The sequence below is a fragment of the Polymorphospora rubra genome, assembly GCF_018324255.1.
GTDB classification, from domain to species: Bacteria; Actinomycetota; Actinomycetes; order Mycobacteriales; family Micromonosporaceae; genus Polymorphospora; species Polymorphospora rubra.
Map to the genome: position 1 here is coordinate 7,907,239 of NZ_AP023359.1, position 15,159 is coordinate 7,922,397.

17 protein-coding genes are annotated in these 15,159 nt (G+C 73.0%); 11 read left to right on the forward strand and 6 right to left on the reverse strand.

The window, feature by feature from the left end; all coding sequences use genetic code 11:
- Positions 1-42 precede the first annotated feature (42 nt).
- The 4 genes from Prubr_RS34665 to Prubr_RS34680 all read left to right on the forward strand — a co-directional run bounded on the left by Prubr_RS34665 (position 43) and on the right by Prubr_RS34680 (position 3,457).
- Positions 43-885, forward strand: a complete 843-nt coding sequence (locus Prubr_RS34665) for an alpha/beta hydrolase (protein WP_212819727.1) — start codon at positions 43-45, stop codon at positions 883-885.
- 175 nt (positions 886-1,060) lie between these two features.
- Positions 1,061-2,266 (forward strand): AAA family ATPase, encoded by a 1,206-nt coding sequence (locus tag Prubr_RS34670; protein ID WP_212819729.1) that lies wholly within the window; start codon positions 1,061-1,063, stop codon positions 2,264-2,266.
- The gene (locus Prubr_RS34675) at positions 2,263-2,904 is read left to right on the forward strand and encodes a DUF4276 family protein (RefSeq protein ID WP_212819731.1); all 642 of its coding nucleotides are present in this window, start codon (positions 2,263-2,265) and stop codon (positions 2,902-2,904) included. Before Prubr_RS34670 ends, Prubr_RS34675 begins: the two co-directional genes overlap by 4 nt.
- Before the next feature lie 10 nt (positions 2,905-2,914).
- Positions 2,915-3,457, forward strand: a complete 543-nt coding sequence (locus tag Prubr_RS34680; RefSeq protein WP_246568065.1) for a hypothetical protein — start codon at positions 2,915-2,917, stop codon at positions 3,455-3,457.
- Here Prubr_RS34680 and Prubr_RS34685 read toward each other — a convergent pair.
- Genes Prubr_RS34685 through Prubr_RS34695 form a run of 3 tightly spaced genes read right to left on the reverse strand, consistent with a single transcriptional unit; the run spans position 3,427 to position 6,242 of the window.
- A complete protein-coding gene (locus tag Prubr_RS34685; protein ID WP_212819733.1) occupies positions 3,427-4,281 on the reverse strand; it encodes an SDR family oxidoreductase in 855 nt (284 codons plus the stop codon). The two genes, Prubr_RS34680 and Prubr_RS34685, sit on opposite strands and share 31 nt — an antisense overlap.
- Before the next feature lie 18 nt (positions 4,282-4,299).
- Positions 4,300-5,511 carry a serine hydrolase domain-containing protein gene (locus Prubr_RS34690; RefSeq protein ID WP_212819735.1) on the reverse strand — a complete coding sequence of 404 codons (1,212 nt, stop codon included), beginning with the start codon at positions 5,509-5,511 and terminating at the stop codon, positions 4,300-4,302.
- Complete coding sequence (locus Prubr_RS34695; RefSeq protein ID WP_212819737.1) at positions 5,508-6,242, reverse strand: DUF2306 domain-containing protein; 735 nt, start codon at positions 6,240-6,242, stop codon at positions 5,508-5,510. The genes Prubr_RS34690 and Prubr_RS34695 overlap by 4 nt, the downstream gene beginning before the upstream one ends.
- A gap of 85 nt (positions 6,243-6,327) precedes the next feature.
- On the opposite strand from Prubr_RS34695, the gene Prubr_RS34700 reads away from it, so the two are divergent.
- On the forward strand, positions 6,328-6,939 hold the full coding sequence (locus Prubr_RS34700; protein WP_212819739.1) for a TetR/AcrR family transcriptional regulator: 612 nt from the start codon (positions 6,328-6,330) through the stop codon (positions 6,937-6,939).
- A 61-nt stretch (positions 6,940-7,000) separates the two neighbouring features.
- Positions 7,001-8,044, forward strand: coding sequence for an NAD-dependent epimerase/dehydratase family protein (locus Prubr_RS34705; RefSeq protein ID WP_246568067.1), 1,044 nt, complete (start codon positions 7,001-7,003; stop codon positions 8,042-8,044).
- A 150-nt stretch (positions 8,045-8,194) separates the two neighbouring features.
- Here the strand turns inward: Prubr_RS34705 and Prubr_RS34710 are convergent, their stop codons facing one another.
- On the reverse strand, positions 8,195-9,601 hold the full coding sequence (locus Prubr_RS34710; protein WP_212819741.1) for a hypothetical protein: 1,407 nt from the start codon (positions 9,599-9,601) through the stop codon (positions 8,195-8,197).
- 318 nt (positions 9,602-9,919) lie between these two features.
- Between Prubr_RS34710 and Prubr_RS34715 the strand changes: the two genes are divergently transcribed.
- From Prubr_RS34715 to Prubr_RS34735, 5 genes are all read left to right on the forward strand, one after another.
- On the forward strand, positions 9,920-10,570 hold the full coding sequence (locus Prubr_RS34715) for a glycosyltransferase family 2 protein (RefSeq protein ID WP_212819743.1): 651 nt from the start codon (positions 9,920-9,922) through the stop codon (positions 10,568-10,570).
- A 68-nt stretch (positions 10,571-10,638) separates the two neighbouring features.
- The gene (locus tag Prubr_RS34720; RefSeq protein ID WP_246569126.1) at positions 10,639-11,376 is read left to right on the forward strand and encodes a TIGR04282 family arsenosugar biosynthesis glycosyltransferase; all 738 of its coding nucleotides are present in this window, start codon (positions 10,639-10,641) and stop codon (positions 11,374-11,376) included.
- Positions 11,373-12,014, forward strand: a complete 642-nt coding sequence (locus Prubr_RS34725) for a class I SAM-dependent methyltransferase (protein ID WP_246568069.1) — start codon at positions 11,373-11,375, stop codon at positions 12,012-12,014. Before Prubr_RS34720 ends, Prubr_RS34725 begins: the two co-directional genes overlap by 4 nt.
- A 70-nt stretch (positions 12,015-12,084) precedes the next feature.
- The gene (locus Prubr_RS34730) at positions 12,085-13,224 is read left to right on the forward strand and encodes a molybdopterin-dependent oxidoreductase (RefSeq protein WP_246568071.1); all 1,140 of its coding nucleotides are present in this window, start codon (positions 12,085-12,087) and stop codon (positions 13,222-13,224) included.
- A complete protein-coding gene (locus Prubr_RS34735; protein WP_212819747.1) occupies positions 13,221-13,688 on the forward strand; it encodes a hypothetical protein in 468 nt (155 codons plus the stop codon). The genes Prubr_RS34730 and Prubr_RS34735 overlap by 4 nt, the downstream gene beginning before the upstream one ends.
- On the opposite strand, the gene Prubr_RS34740 is transcribed toward Prubr_RS34735, so the two are convergent.
- A complete protein-coding gene (locus Prubr_RS34740) occupies positions 13,673-13,981 on the reverse strand; it encodes an AzlD domain-containing protein (protein ID WP_212819749.1) in 309 nt (102 codons plus the stop codon). The genes Prubr_RS34735 and Prubr_RS34740 overlap by 16 nt on opposite strands.
- Positions 13,978-14,706: an AzlC family ABC transporter permease gene (locus Prubr_RS34745; protein WP_212819751.1), complete on the reverse strand. Its 729-nt coding sequence runs from the start codon at positions 14,704-14,706 to the stop codon at positions 13,978-13,980. The genes Prubr_RS34740 and Prubr_RS34745 overlap by 4 nt, the downstream gene beginning before the upstream one ends.
- Positions 14,707-15,159: the final 453 nt, after the last annotated feature.

A 15,159-nucleotide genomic window follows, 5' to 3' on the forward strand; every position in this document is an offset into this window, starting at 1 on the left:
GACCGGTAGCCGCGGGCGGGACCAGGTCACGGGAGGACGTCCATGGCGGCCATCACCGAGCGCGAAGAGCGGCAGATCGAAGAGGCGAACACGTCGGGGCGTCCGCCGGTGGTGTTCGTCCACGGGTTGTGGCTGCTGCCGAGCAGTTGGGACCGCTGGCGGGTGGTGTTCGAGGAGGCCGGCTACACGGCGCTGACCCCGGGCTGGCCCGACGACCCCAACACGGTCGAGGAGGCCAACGCGCACCCGGAGGTGTTCGCACACAAGTCGGTGAAGCAGGTCGCCGACCACTTCGAGGACGTCGTACGGCGGTTGACCCGCCGGCCGGCCGTGGTCGGGCACTCGTTCGGCGGGCTGCTGACCCAACTGCTCGCCGGCCGGGGTGTCGCCGCGGTCTCCGTCGCCATCGACCCGGCCCCGTTCCGTGGGGTGCTGCCGCTGCCCATCTCGGCGCTGAAGTCGTCGTCACCGGTGCTCGGCAACCCGGCGAACTACAACCGGGCGGTGCCGCTGACGTACGAGCAGTTCCGGTACGCCTTCGCGAACGCCGTCGACGAGGACGAGGCGAAGGATCTGTACGAGACGTACGCGGTGCCGGCGTCCGGGGTGCCGCTCTTCCAGGCGGCGACCGCCAACCTCAACCCGTGGACCGAGGCGAAGGTCAACAGCCGCAACCCCGACCGCGGGCCGCTGCTGATCATCTCCGGCGAGAAGGACAACACGGTGCCGTGGGCGATCGCGAGCGCGTCGTACAAGAAGCAGAAGCGCAACGAGAGCATCACCGAGATCGTCGAGCTGCCCGGTCGGGGCCACTCGCTGACCATCGACCGCGGCTGGCGTCAGGTCGCCGACACCGCCCTCGCCTTCGTCAGGCGCTTCGCCTGAGTCGTCGGCTCCGACGCCACCGGCGCGTTGGAACCCGTATGCCAACCGAGCCGTATCGTTAGGGTCTGCTCTGACGGGTCACCGACCTGCTCAGCGGCGGCGGGCTTGACGTCCGGGCAGGATCGGCGACGACGAGGAGAGTTTCCGTGACGACGGCGCGGCTGGTGGACGCCCCATGACCGGGTCCGTCCCGGCCCGGGCGGAACCGTTCGTACGGCGGGTACGGGTCCGCAACTACCGCTCCATCGCATCCTGCGACGTGGAACTCGGACCGTTGACCGTCCTGCTGGGCCCAAACGCATCGGGGAAGTCGAACTTCGTCGACGCTTTGCGCTTCGCGAAAGAGGTCATGTACGGATCCCCGACCGACGCGGTAGCCCGCCGGGGCGGCCTCGATCCCCTGCTTCACAGATCGGCCAGCGGCAGCGCCGAGTCGTTCCGGATCGAACTCGACCTGACGATTCCACCGCACCGCGACGGTGAGGTTCCCCTTCCAGCGACCTACGGCTTCGAAATCGCGGCCGACCCGCGCGACGAGCTGCCGCTCCTCGTCACGCAGGAGACCGCGCGGATCGGTAGGCCGGATGCCGAGGCGGCGTTGCCGCTACCGGCCGGACCGACCTCGAGGCTGCAACTGCCGGTGTCTAGTGCTGACGAAGGCAGCCCGCTCCTCCGGTTGCAGACCTCGCTGTGGATGATGCTGTTCTACGACCTCGACTCGGCTGCGTTGCGCGCCGTGAACGAGGAAGGTGACCGCCGCATCATCAGAGAGTTCGGACAGTCCGGCGAACGCCTTGGTCGGGTCTTGGCCGCGATGGAGCACCGAGACCCCGCCGGAAAGGAACGGCTGGACGCGTACCTGTCCGCGCTCGTACCGGGTGCGCTGGGCGTGGACGAGCGGCGCGAAGGCCGATACTCGACCGTCCAGGCCCGTTTCCGCTCCAACGACGGCGTTCAGACGTTCCTCCGGGAATCCCTTTCTGAGGGGACGCTGCGGGCGGCGGGTGTTCTGGCGGCGCTGCTTCAAGTTCCCGTATCTGCCGGCGTGGCGACGCTCGTCGCAATTGAGGAGCCGGAGACCGCGTTGCACCCGGCCACCGTCGGTGCGCTCTACGAAGCCCTGGACGATGCGTCGATGCGTACCCAGGTCATCGTCACAAGCCAGAGTTCCGACCTGCTCGACAGCGAGTATGCACATCTTGACCACATCCGAGCGGTGGCCAATGTCGGCGGTGCCACCAGGATCGGCAGGGTCGATGCGTCGGGTTACAACATCGTCGACAAGGGCCTGATGACCATCAGCGAACTACATCGGAGCGGCCAGATGCTGCCGGCCGTGGTGGGCTTCCCGGTCGAGGATCGGCCTGAGGAAGATCGGTGACAGAGGTACGGATCGCCACCATCGTCGAGGGGCAGGGTGAAGTCGCCGCCGTACCGGAGTTGGTTCGTCGGGTAGTCGCCGAGATCGACCCCGGCATCTGGGTCAACTCCCCGCCGCCCTTCCGGATCGGCCGCGATTCCCTGATCCGCCCCGGCGGTATCGAACGCGCTGTCGAGGCGCTGGTCGAACGCGTCGGCCCGTCGGCAGGCGTGCTGGTGCTGCTCGACGCCGACGACGACTGCCCGGCAAAGCTCGGACCGGAACTCGTACTCCGCGCGAACCAGGCACGAAGCGACGTCACGGTCGCGACGGTGCTGGCGAATCGGGAGTTCGAAGCCTGGTTTCTTGCGGCCGCACCGTCCCTGTCCGGGCTGCGCGGTCTCGGGCCGAACCTCCAGCGACCCGCCAACCTCGAGACCATCCGGGACTGCAAGGGGTGGCTGAGCACGCGGCGCACCGACGGCAGGTCCTACAAGCCGTCGGCCGATCAGGCCGCCCTGGCCGCAAGGTTCGACCTGCGGATGGCCCGGGAGAACGCACCGTCGTTCGACAAGTTCTGGCGTGACCTGCGCCGGCTCGTCACCGAGGGCGGCGGTAGCGGCCGGGAGTCCCGGACGGTCCCGGCAGGTGGTGGGTAGCGTCGCAGGGGTGGATCCGGGACGGCCCGACGCACTACGGGCGGCGATCGAGCGTCGGTTGCGGTCGCTGGCCGTGTTCGAGGCGGCGAACATCCCGCTGCAGGCGGTGATCTGGTTCGGCGTACTCGGGTTGCCCGGCTCGGCCGCGAACCTGGCCGGGTTCGCGCTGTTCGCGTTGCTGCTCGCGGAGGGCACCGCGTACTGGGCGGCCAAGCTCCGGCAGGTGCGCCGGCCCGGCCGCCGGCTGCCCGGTCTGACGTTCTTCCGGGTCGTCCGGGTGGTCAACGTGCCGCTGCTCGCCGCCGGGCTGGCGCTCGCCGGATACGCGGTGGCGACCGACCCCGGGCGGGCGTCGTGGCCGGGGCTCGGGTTCGCGGTGTTCGCCGTGCTGGAGCACGTCAACTACTTCCACCTGCAGTTGATGCACGACACGGTCGCCGACTGGCGGCGGTTGCGGCGCGGCGGCCTGCACCGGTCGCACCTGGCCCGGGACCTGCGCCGTACCCGGACCCGGCCCGGGCGTCAGTACATCCGTTTGCCGCCGCCGGCGTAGATGATCTGCCCGGTGACCCACCGGGCCTGGTCGGAGGCGAGGAAGACGACGATGTCGGCGACGTCGTCCGGCTGGCCGATCCGGCCCAGCGGGTTCGCGGCGCACAGGTCCAGCATGTCGTCGCTGATCCAGCCGCTCTGGATCGGGCCGGGGGCGACGGTGTTGACCGTGATGCCCGCCGGGCCGAGTTCCTGCGCGGCGGACCGGCTCAGGCTCTCCAGGGCGTACTTGGAGGCGCCGTACGAGACCTCGCCGGGGAACTGCGGCGCCGCGTCGGTGCTGATGTTGACGATCCGGCCGCGATCCGCTCCCCGCGCCAGGTGCCGGCGGTGGAACTCGGCCATCAGCAGCGCCGGTGCCCGGGTGTTGACCGCGAGGTGGGCGTCGAGTCCGGCCGCGTCGAGCACCGGGCTGTCCCGGTGGAACAGCTGGTCGCGGTCGGGTACGAAGGTGTCGGGCGCGCTGTACGCGGCATTGTTGACCAGGATCTCCACCGGGCCGAGTGCCGCCTCGACCCGGTCGAACAGGCCGACGCAGGCAGCCGGGTCGGCCAGGTCGACGTCGAAGATCTCGGCGGGTACGCCGGTGCGGCGTACCTCGTCGAGGACGGTCCGGCCGTCGCTCGCGGTCGCGGCCGCGTACCGCGCGGGGCCGGGCACCTCGGCGCCGGCACCGGCCGGTTCGGGGGTGGGTGTCGGTCGGAAGGCCAGCGCGACGGTCACGCCCTGCACGGCGAGGGCACGGCTGATCGCCGCGCCGATGCCGAGCGGGCTGTTGGAGCCGGTGACCAGGGCGACGCGCCCGGTGAGACCGGGGTCGATCATGTGCGGAACTCCACGTGGTCAGTCGTCGATGGCCTGGTAGGCCGTGGTCCAGAAGTCGGCGTGTACGGGGGACGGCTCGGCGGTGGCCAGGCGCTGGGTGAGGACGATGCCGATGAGTTCCTCGCGCGGATCCGACGCCCACGACGTGCCGTATCCGCCGTCCCAACCGTACCGACCGGGTACGGCGGAGATGTCGTCGCGCGCGGTGACCATGGATACGCCGAAGCCCCAGCCGCGGTTGTCGCCGAGGAAGACGTCGGCACCGGCCAGTTGCTCCGGTGTGAGGTGGTTGGCGGTCATCGTCTCGACCGCCGGGCGGGACAGGATGCGCGGCCCACGGCGGTAGCGGCCGTTTCCGAGCAGCATCCGCCCGAACGCCAGGTAGTCGTCCACCGTGGACACCAGGCCGCCGGCCGCGTCCGGGAACGCCGGTGGGCGGCTCCACTGGCTGTCGACGATCCCGTCGTGCGGCGTGAGGCCGTCGGCGCCGACCTCGTAGCACTCGGTGAACCGGTCGAGCCGGTCGGCCGGCACGCTGAATCCGGTGTCGGGCATGCCGAGCGGCTCGAAGATCCGCTCCCGCAGGAACGCCTCGAGCGGCTGCCCGCAGGCGCGGGCGATCAGGACGCCGAGCACGTGGTAGGCGGTGTCGTAGAGCCACGCCTCGCCGGGCTGGCGCATCAGCGGCAGCGCCCCGAGTTCGCGCATCCACACGTCGGGCGGGTGCGACGTGGACGGTTTCGGCGGGCCGAAGGTCCGTAGCCCGGCGTCGTCCTCGGCCTTCATGATCGGCGTCGACCGTGGTGCGACCATCGGGTGTCCGAAGCCCATCCGCATGGTGAGCAGGTCGCGCAGGGTGAGCGGCCGCTCGGCCGGCACGGTGTCGTCGAGCGGGCCGTCGACCCGGTTGAGCACCCGCCGGTCGGCGAGTTCGGGCAGCCACCGGTCGACCGGGTCGTCCAGCCGCAGGACGCACTCCTCGACCAGGATCATCGCGGCGACGGCGGTGACCGGCTTGGTCATCGAGGTGATCCGGAAGATGGTGTCGCGGCGCATCGGTGTGTCGCCGTCGACGGCCGTGGTGCCGACCGCCTCGACGTGGACCTCGTCGCGACGGCTCACCAGGGCGACGAGACCGGGAACGGTGCCGCCTTCGACGTGTCCGGTCAGCACCCGGCGGAGCCGGCCGAGCCGGTCCGCGGACAGGCCGGCGGAGCCCGAGGTCCTCATCCGACCGATCCTGCCAGATTCCCGGCCGACGGCAGCCCACGCCGCCTGACCAGCCACTCGGCGACGACGAGGTTCGGCAGCCAGCAGAGGAACGGCACCGCGTGGTAGGCGTTGTCGAACAGTGCCTGGAAGTCGGTGCCGGGGGTGGCGAAGGGCACCTGCACCAGGATCAGTACGCCCAGCCACAGCCGCAGGGTCGGAGCGGCGTACGTCAGCGCGAAGTTGCGGATCATCCAGGCCTCGTGTGCGGCGAAGTCCCGGCGACGGGCCGCCCGGTAGCCGCGCCAGGCGGTGAGTCCCCAGAGGACGGCGAGGCTGCCGAATCCGAAGAAGCCGACCATGCCGGCCGAGTTGAACGGGGCCATGACCAGGGCGGTCAGGGTGGCCAGCCCGACCGACAGCAGGTAGGCGCGACCGATCCGGCGGTGGACGGGCCGGTGCCGCCCGCGTGGCCGGCGGAAGAACTGCCACGGGCCGAGCAGCAGCGCGAGTGAGCCGGTGACGACGTGCGCGAAGAAGGCGGCCTGGACCGGTCCCGGCGCCGACGCGTAGTTGTCGGCGAGCCCGATCTCGGCTTCGGCCATCGCTTCGAGGGTGCCCTGGGCGTACAGGGCCAGGGAGTAGCCGGCGACGGCGAGCGAGGTGAGGGTGACCACGATCCAGCCGGCCCGGGACCGTGACCGGCTGGGGGTGGCCACCGCTGGCGGGGCGGTGAGGGTGGCGTCGGGCATCCGGGCTCCTCGGAAGCGAGTGAATGTATGAGGCTCTTACAATGTAAGAGTTATCAACTTAAGCCTTGATGTTAGTGTCGTCAACATGTCGACCAGCTCCGGAAGCCGCGCCTCGTACCACCACGGGTCGCTGCGCCAGGCACTGGTCGACGGCGCCCACCAGCTGCTGGTGGAGAACGGGGAGGCCGGCTTCAGCCTCAACAACCTGGCCCGCCGGCTCGGCGTGAGCACCGCGGCGCCGTACCGGCACTTCGCCGACCGCGACGCGCTGCTCGCGACGGTCGCCGAGCAGGGGTACGCCAAGCTCGACACCGCCCTGCGGAGCGCCGCCGGCGGATCTGCCGAACCGGCCGAGCAGCTTCTGCAGATGGGTGTCGCCTACCTGAGCTTCGCGACGGAGAACCCGGCCCTCTTCGGCATCATGTTCCGGCCCCGGCCGGACGGGGAGAACGAGGCGGACACCGCGCCGTTCGAGGTGCTCGTCGATGTCGTCGGATCCGCCCAGCTCGCCGGCTGCCTCCGGGGCGACGTACCGCCGCGGATCCTGGCCCGGACGATCTGGGCCACCGTGCACGGCCTGTCCTCCATCGTCCTGGCCGGCGGCCTGGCGACCCTCAAGCTGGACGACACCCCGCAGCAGCTGGCGATGGACACGCTGCGCACCTTCCTGCGCGAGGAGCCGCGACCGGACCGCTGACGGCACGACCGACTCCGGCGATCCGCCGGCCGTCACGCGTCGGCCCGCCTACCGTCAGGTGGTGACCCGAGTCCTCGTGACCGGTGCCGCCGGCTTCATCGGCGGCCACGTCACCCGCGCGCTGCTCGCCGCCGGCCACGACGTCACCGCCCTGGACGCCGGCCATCCGGCCGCCCACCGTGGCGCCCCGCCGGCCACCGTCGGCGACGTCCCGGTCCGCGCCGCCGACCTGCGCGACGCGGGTGCGGTACGGGACGCGCTCACCGGCGTCGACGCCGTCGTGCACCAGGCCGCCATGGTCGGCATGGGCGTGGACCTCGACGACCTGCCCGAGTACGTCGGCTGCAACGACCTCGGCACGGCCGTCCTGCTCGCCCAGATGGCCCGGGCCGGGGTACGACGGATGGTGCTCGCCAGTTCCATGGTCGTCTACGGCGAGGGCGGGTACGCCTGTGCCGCCCACGGCCCGGTGCGACCCGAGCCCCGCCGGACCGCCGACCTCGAAGCCGGCCGGTTCGAACCCACCTGCCCGCGGTGCGCCGCCGACCTCACCCCGACGCTCGTCGACGAGGAGGCCCGGCTCGAACCCCGCAGTGTCTACGCCGCCACCAAACTCGCCCAGGAACACCTGTGCGCCGTCTGGACGGCCGCCTGCCCCGGCAGTGTCGTCGCACTGCGTTACCACAACGTCTACGGGCCGGGAATGCCGCGGGACACGCCGTACAGCGGGGTGGCGGCGATCTTCCGGTCGGCGCTGGCCGACGGCCGGGCACCGCGCGTCTTCGAGGACGGCCGGCAGCGCCGCGACTTCGTGCACGTCACCGACGTGGCGGCGGCGAACGTGGCGGCCCTCGCGGCCGGCCGGCCCGGGTTCCGGGCGTACAACGTGGCCTCCGGCTCGCCGACCACGATCGGGGCGGTCGCGACGGCGCTCGCCCGGACGACCGGCGGCCCCGCTCCCGAGGTGACCGGCGGGTTCCGGGCCGGCGACGTACGCCACGTGGTCGCCTCGCCCGCCCGGGCCGCCGCCGAACTCGGCTTCCGGGCCGCCGTCGACCCCGCCACCGGGCTGACCGACTTCGCCGCCGCTCCCCTGCGCCCCTGACCCCGCACGGGTCGTCCCGCCCAGCCCGGCCTGCGTTGATCAAGGACTTGTGTCTTCGCAAATGTGGGCAGGTCCGGCACGCTTTCTCCTTGATCAGGTGGCCGGGGGCGCCGTGCGACGCGTGCCCGGGCGGCACCCGCACGCGGGGCGTCACCAGACGGTCAGGACGAGGTGGTTGACCGCGAGCGCGGTGATCGCCTGTACGGCGAGCCACCAGCGTCGGTGGCGGGCCGGGAGCAGTGCGGCGCCGGCCATCAGCCAGACGCCGAACGGCAGCCAGATCCGCTCCACCTCGGCCTTGCTCAACCCGGACAGGTCCGCCGCAGCGATCGCGACCGCCGCCGCCAGCGGCAGCGCCACCGGGCCGGTCGACAGCCGCGCGACGAGTCGCCGGACGGCACCGGTCGGGGCCGGACCCGGACCTGCCGTCGACGGGGTGGTCGGGCCGAGGGCGGCGACGGCGCGCCGCAGGATCGGTGCCAGCGCCGGGCCGGCCGCCAGCACGAGGGTGGCCAGATTGGCCCAGACCCAGTAGGCGTACGGACGTTCCCGGCCGATGCCCTGGTAGTAGCGCTCGACGACGAGCCGGTAGCCGTCGTACCACCAGAAGCCGGCGGCGGCGAAGCCGGCGACGACCACGACGGCGCCGGCCAGGGCGATCAGGGTGGCCCGGAGCCGGCGGGAGACCAGCGCCGGGACCAGCGCCAGTGGCGCCATCAGCACGAGACCGTAGGAGAGGAAGATGCCGTAGCCGAGCAGCACGCCGGCGGCCAGGGCGAGGAGTGTTCCGGCGCGCCGGCCGGCGACGGCGAGGGCGGCGATGCCGGTGGCGGTCACGCCGGCGAAGATCGCGTCGGCGGACGCGCCCAGCCAGACGGCGCCGGGGAAGAGCACCACGAACGGGAGTACGGCCCGGGCGGCGGCCTCGTCGCCGAGCGCCCGCAGGGTCACCGGCACGGCGACGGCGGTGAGCGCGCCGACCAGGACGCAGAGCAGGGCCGCCGCCGTACCGCCGCCGAGGCCGACCCGGTCGAGCCAGACGAAGACCAGCAGCGCGCCGGGCGGGTGCCCGGAGACGTGGGTGTGCCAGGAGTCGGGCTGGAAGTCCAGGATCCGGTCGGTGAAGGTGCGGAGCATGGCGGGGATGTCGGTGACCCCGGGTACGTCGATGAGGTATTCGGCGTCGCCGGTCAGGCGGCTGGTCAGCCCGTCCCGCCATCCGTCGATCATGGCGAGGGAGAGGATCCAGGCGAGCGCGGCGACGTATCCGGTGAGCAGCAGCCGCCGCCAGCCGAGCCGGTCGGCGAGCCGCGGCAGCCAGCCGACGACCGCGGCGGCGACCAGCGGCGCCAGCAGGGTGCCGGGGCCGACGTGCGGGCCCGGGGTGGCGAAGAGCGGGGCGCTGCCGGCGTAGATCGGCACGTCCCGGCGGTTGAGCCACCAGCCGACCGCGATGGCGACCGCGACCAGGAGCAGCGCGACGACCGCCGCCGCGACGTCGGCACGCGCACCGCGCCGGTCCGCCCCGCCGGTCCGGTCCGTCGGCGGTGGGCGCACCCGGTCACGGTAACGGCGCACCGGGTACGGCCGGGCCGGAACCTCCGAAGCACCGCCCCGGCGTTTAGCCGACGCCGAAACGGCTAACTCGCGCCCATGACCGAGCGTAGCGAGGGAATCGGTCGGCTCAGCCGGTCGTCACGGCGACCCGAGCGTAGCGAGGGGCGGCCATGACCGAGCGCAGCGAGGGAGTCAGTCGGCTCAGCCGGTCGTCATGGCGACCCGAGCGTAGCGAGGGGCGGCCATGACCGAGCGCAGCGAGGGAGTCAGTCGGCTCAGCCGGTCGTCATGGCGACCCGAGCGAAGCGAGGGGCGGCCATGACCGTGGACGTGATCCTGCCCTGCCTCGACGAGGCGGCGGCGCTGCCGGACGTGCTGCGCCGGGTGCCCGCGGGCTACCGGGCGATCGTGGTCGACAACGGTTCCCGGGACGGGTCGCCGGAGGTGGCCGCCCGGGCGGGCGCGACGGTGGTCGTCGAACCGAGGCGCGGCTACGGTGCCGCGGTGGACGCCGGCCTGCGGGCCGCCGACGCCGATGTCGTCTGCGTGCTCGACGCCGACGGCTCGATCGATCCGGCGGGGTTGTCGACGCTGGTGGGCCTGGTGACCGGGGGTTCCGCCGATCTGGCGGTCGGCCGTCGGGTGCCGGTCGGGCGGGGTGCCTGGCCGTGGCACGCCCGGGCCGGGAACGCGGTGCTCGCGGCGCTGATGCGGCGGCGGGGGCTGCCGGTGCGGGACATCGGTCCGGTACGGGCGGCACGTCGCGACGGGCTGTTGCGCCTGGACGTACGCGACCGGGCGTTCGGGTATCCGCTGGAGTTGCTGACCCGGGCGGGGCTGGCCGGCTGGCGGATCGTGGAGCGGCCGGTGCCGTACCGTCCGCGGGCGGCCGGCACGAGTTCGAAGGTCTCCGGTTCGGTGCGGGGCACCCTGCGGGCGACGCGCGACATGGCGCGGGTGCTGTGGTGAGCGGGTCGGAGCCGCCGCCGGCGTCGGGGCACCGGGGGACGCCGGCGGGCGCCGGCGACGGGACGGTTCTGCTGGTGGTGGCGAAGGCGCCGGTGCCGGGACGGGTCAAGACGAGGTTGTGCCCGCCGGCGGGTCCGGAGCAGGCGGCGTGGATCGCGGCGGCCGCGCTGCTCGACACGATCGAGGTGGTTTCGGCGGTGCCGGACGTGGTGCCGGTGCTGGCGCTGGAGGGCGAGTTGTCCGCCGCGGTCGGGTCGGGGCCGATTGTCGAGGCGCTGGACGGTTGGACGGTGCTCGCCCAGCGGGGCAGGGATCTGTCGGAGCGGCTGGCGGCCGCGCACGCCGACGCCGCGGACCGGTATCCGGGGTCGGCGGTGTTGCAGATCGGTATGGACACCCCGCAGGTGACGGTGGCGATGCTGACCGAGGCGCTGGACCGGTTGGGGGGTGGGGTCCCGGCGGTGCTCGGTCCGGCCCACGACGGTGGCTGGTGGGCGCTGGGGCTGTGCGAGCCGGAGCACGCCGAGGTGTTGTGCGGGGTGCCGATGTCGCGGTCGGACACCGCCGACCGGACGCTGGCCGCGCTGCACGGGCGGGACCTGGCGGTCGGCATCCTGCCAAGTCTGTCCGATGTGGACAACATGGCGGACGCGGTGGCGGTGGCGGCCGCGGTGCCCGACGGCCGGTTCGCGGCGGCGGTGCGCGCGGTCGTCGCGCCGGAGGTGTCGACGGCGCCGTTGGGGGCGGTGCCGACCGTGCCGGCGGCGGACCGGCCGGCCGCCGCGCCGCGGCTGGCGGCCTGGTGACCGCGCGGCTCGCCGGCACGGTCGTCGACGGGCACGCGGCCGCGCTCGCCGGACTGCGCTGCGACCGGGTCGACGACGACGGCCGGCAGACGGTGCTGCCGGTACGCCGGTGGCACGGGGTCGCCGAGCCGGTGATGCGGCGGCTGATCGACCGGTGCGCCGGGCCGGTCCTCGACGTCGGCTGCGGGCCGGGGCGGCTCAGTGCCGAGGTGGCCGCCCGCGGCCTGCCGGCGCTGGGCATCGACACCTCGCCGCGGGCGGTCCGGTTGACCCGGGAACGTGGGGCGGCGGCGCTGTGCCGCAGCGTCTTCGACCGGCTGCCGGGTGAGGGACGCTGGCGGCATGTCCTGCTCGCCGACGGCAACCTGGGTATCGGCGGGGATCCGGCGACGTTGCTGCGCCGCTGCGCCGGCCTGTTGCGCCGGGGCGGGACGGTGGTGGTCGAGGTCGACGAGCCCGGCAGCGGCCTGTGGCGGGGCTGGTCGCGGCTGCACCACCAGCGCGGCGAGGGCCTGCCGTTCGAGTGGGCCCGGGTCGGCCTGGACGCGCTGCCGGCGTTGGTGACGGACACGCCGCTGGTGATCGGGGTCGTGCTGTGCGACGAGGACCGCTGGTTCGCCGAGCTGGCCCCGGCGTGACCGAGCGCAGCGAGGTCACCGGCAGGCTCGGTCGCAGTCACGGGACCGCCGAGCGCAGCGAGGTGGGCACGTGACCGAGCGCAGCGAGGTCAGCAGACCTCACCTCCGGCTGCCGCGGGAGGAGGACTTCCGCGCCGAGGGACACGACGTACGGGTCGCCGCCCGGCTCGGCCTGCTGCTCGGCGTGGCGTTCGGGTTGTGTTTCGTCACCGGTGTGTTGTCGCACGTCGCCCAGCACGGTTCCTGGTGGCCGACCCGGCCGGTGAACCTCTACCGGGTCACGCAGGGCGTACACGTGTTGAGCGGGATCGCCGCCGTACCGCTGCTGCTGGCCAAGCTGTGGAGTGTCTATCCGAGGCTGTTCGCCCGGCCGGTGGTCCGGTCGGTCGGGCACGCGCTGGAGCGGGTGTCGCTGTTCGTCCTGATCGGCGCGGCGTTCTTCCAGCTCGCCACCGGAATGTTCAACAGCGCGCAGGCGTACCCGTGGTTGTTCCGGTTCGTGCCGACGCACTACGCGGTGGCCTGGGTGGCGATCGGGGCGCTGCTGGTCCATGTCGCCGCGAAGCTGCCGAAGATCCGCGACGGGTTGCGCCGGCAGGTCGGGCGGCCGACGCCGGGGGCGGCCGGGCTGAGCCGGCGCGGGCTGCTGGCGACCAGCGGGTTCGCCGCGCTGGCGGCGGTGGTGGCGACGGCCGGGGCGACGGTGCCGTGGCTGTACCGGGTGTCGCCGCTGAGCTGGCGGGCGGCGCGGGGGCCGCAGGGGTTGCCGATCAACCGGAGCGCGACCGCGGCCAGGGTGGGCCGGGTCGGCGCCGACTGGCGGTTGACGGTCGAGTGGCCCGGTGGCCGTCGGGAGCTTTCCCGCGACCAGTTGGCGGCGCTGCCGCAGCACACCGTACGGCTGCCGATCGCGTGCGTGGAGGGGTGGAGCGCCTCGGCGGTGTGGACCGGGGTGGTCGTCGCCGACCTGCTCGCCGCGGTCGGTGCCCCGACCGGCCGGGTGCGGGTGGAGTCGCTGGAGGCCGTGGGGACGTACCGGGAGAGCCTGCTGTTGCCGGACCACGTCCGGGACCGGCTCACCCTGCTCGCGTTGGGGCTCAACGGCGAGGAGCTGAGCCTGGACCACGGCTATCCGTGCCGGATCATCGCCGCGACCCGGCCGGGGGTGTTGCAGACCAAGTGGGTCGCCGTGCTGCGGGTGCTGCCGTGACCGCCGGCCGGGGGCGGCCGGGCGGGGTACGGGTGGCGCTGGCCGCGGCCGGCACGGCCGTCATGGGGTACGGCGGCTGGCTGCTGGTGCGTGAGGTCGAGTGGACGCCGGCGGTGCTGCTGTCGCTGGCGGCGTGGCTGGTGACCGGTCCGCCCGCGCACGACCTGCTGCTGGCGCCGCTGGTGGCGGTCACCGGGGTGCTGGTCGCCCGGCTGCTGCCCCGGCCGTGGCGCACGATGGTGGTGGTCGGCCTGTTCGCCACGGGGACGCTGCTGCTGGTCGGTACGCCGTTGCTGACCCGCCCGTCGCCGGCACCGCCGAATCCGGGCCTCGACGACCGGAACTACCTGCCGGGGCTGTTGGCGTACCTGGGTGTGTTGTGGGCGGTGTTGTTCGCCGTGACGGCCACCGTCGCGCTGCGCCGCCGGCGCCGGGCCCGGCGGTCGGCTCAGAACGGCAGTTGACGGGCGAGCGCGGTGGCGACCACTCCGACGAGTACGGCGAGCAACATCGGTGCCCGCCACGCCCAGGCGGCGGCGGTGGCGGCGAGGCCGACCAGGAGGGTCCAGTCGATGCCGGTCCACTTCGGACCGAGGACCTCCACGACGATCAGCCCGGCGAGCAGGGCGGGTGCCAGCAGCGCGATGACGTTGCGGGCGGCGGGCGGCAGTTCCCGGTCGCCGAGCAGGGCCGGGCCGATCGCCTTGAACGTGAAGCTCACCGCGGCGACGGCGATGATGGCCAGCCACAGGGTCATGACCGCTTCCCCTTTCCGCGCAGGCCGAGCAGTGCTCCGGCGGTGGATCCGAGCAGCGCGAGGCCGGTCGGGACCACGAGGACCAGGCCGGCGGCGACGACGCCGCCGATGGCCGCGGCGAAGCGGCTGGCCCGTGCGCCGCGTAGTTCGTCGAGCAGGAGCAGCAGGAAGAAGGCCGGGAAGATGACGTCGAGGCCGAGAGTCTCCACCACGCTGTCCGGCGGGGCGAGTGCGACACCCAGGGCGGTGCCGGCGACCCAGGCCGGCCACTGGACGATGGTGGCGCCGATGAGCCGGTAGCGGTCGAAGTGACCGCCGCCGAGGTGCGCGGCGACCCAGGAGCCGTCGACGACGGCCTGGCCTTCGATGGCGCGCCGCAGCCGTCCGCCGCGCAGGTCACCGGCGACCGCGACGCCCATCGGGATGAAGCGGGCGTTGATCAGGGCCGCCGCGGTGACGGCCGCCGGGATGCCACCGCCGCCGGCGAGGGCGGCGGCCAGCGCGAACTGCGCGGAGCCGGAGAACACGACCAGCGAGCAGACGATCGGGGCGATCACCCCCCAGCCCTCGGAGCGGGCCAGGGCGCCGAAGGTGACGGCGAGCATGAACGCGGCCAGGGCCAGTCCGACGCCGACCCGGAGCCCGGCGACCAGGCGCTGGCGGGGGGTTTCGGAGACGGCCGCCGGGCGGGTTCCGCCGGTGTCCGATGCCGGCTCGGGTTCCATGAGGCTGGAGACTAACAGTCATCGGAGCGCCGTCCGGTGCCCGTCGCGCGCCATTCGACCAATACCGACACCATCATCGATGCCCGTCATCATCGATTCCTCGAATGATCAACTCGACGGCCGCCGGGTCGCACACTTCTCAACGACGGGCGGATCGCCCGAAAGAACGATCCAAAGGGTCGCGACAATTCCGACCGGACAAACCCGCCGACCGGATCGAGACAGCCACCGACTATACCGGTTTTACAAACCGGTCAACAGGATGTGGCGACGTCACGACACGCCATCCATCGAAGATCGTCGACGGCTCAAAAATGCTACCGGTCGTCGAATACCGCCACGGCAACCATGAGCAGCACAGACGCCACCGCACGCCACGCGGCCGACAGGCAGCCATGTCGATCAATATTGACAGTGGTCCGAATACCGAGATAGCTTCGCCCGGCAGAGGAT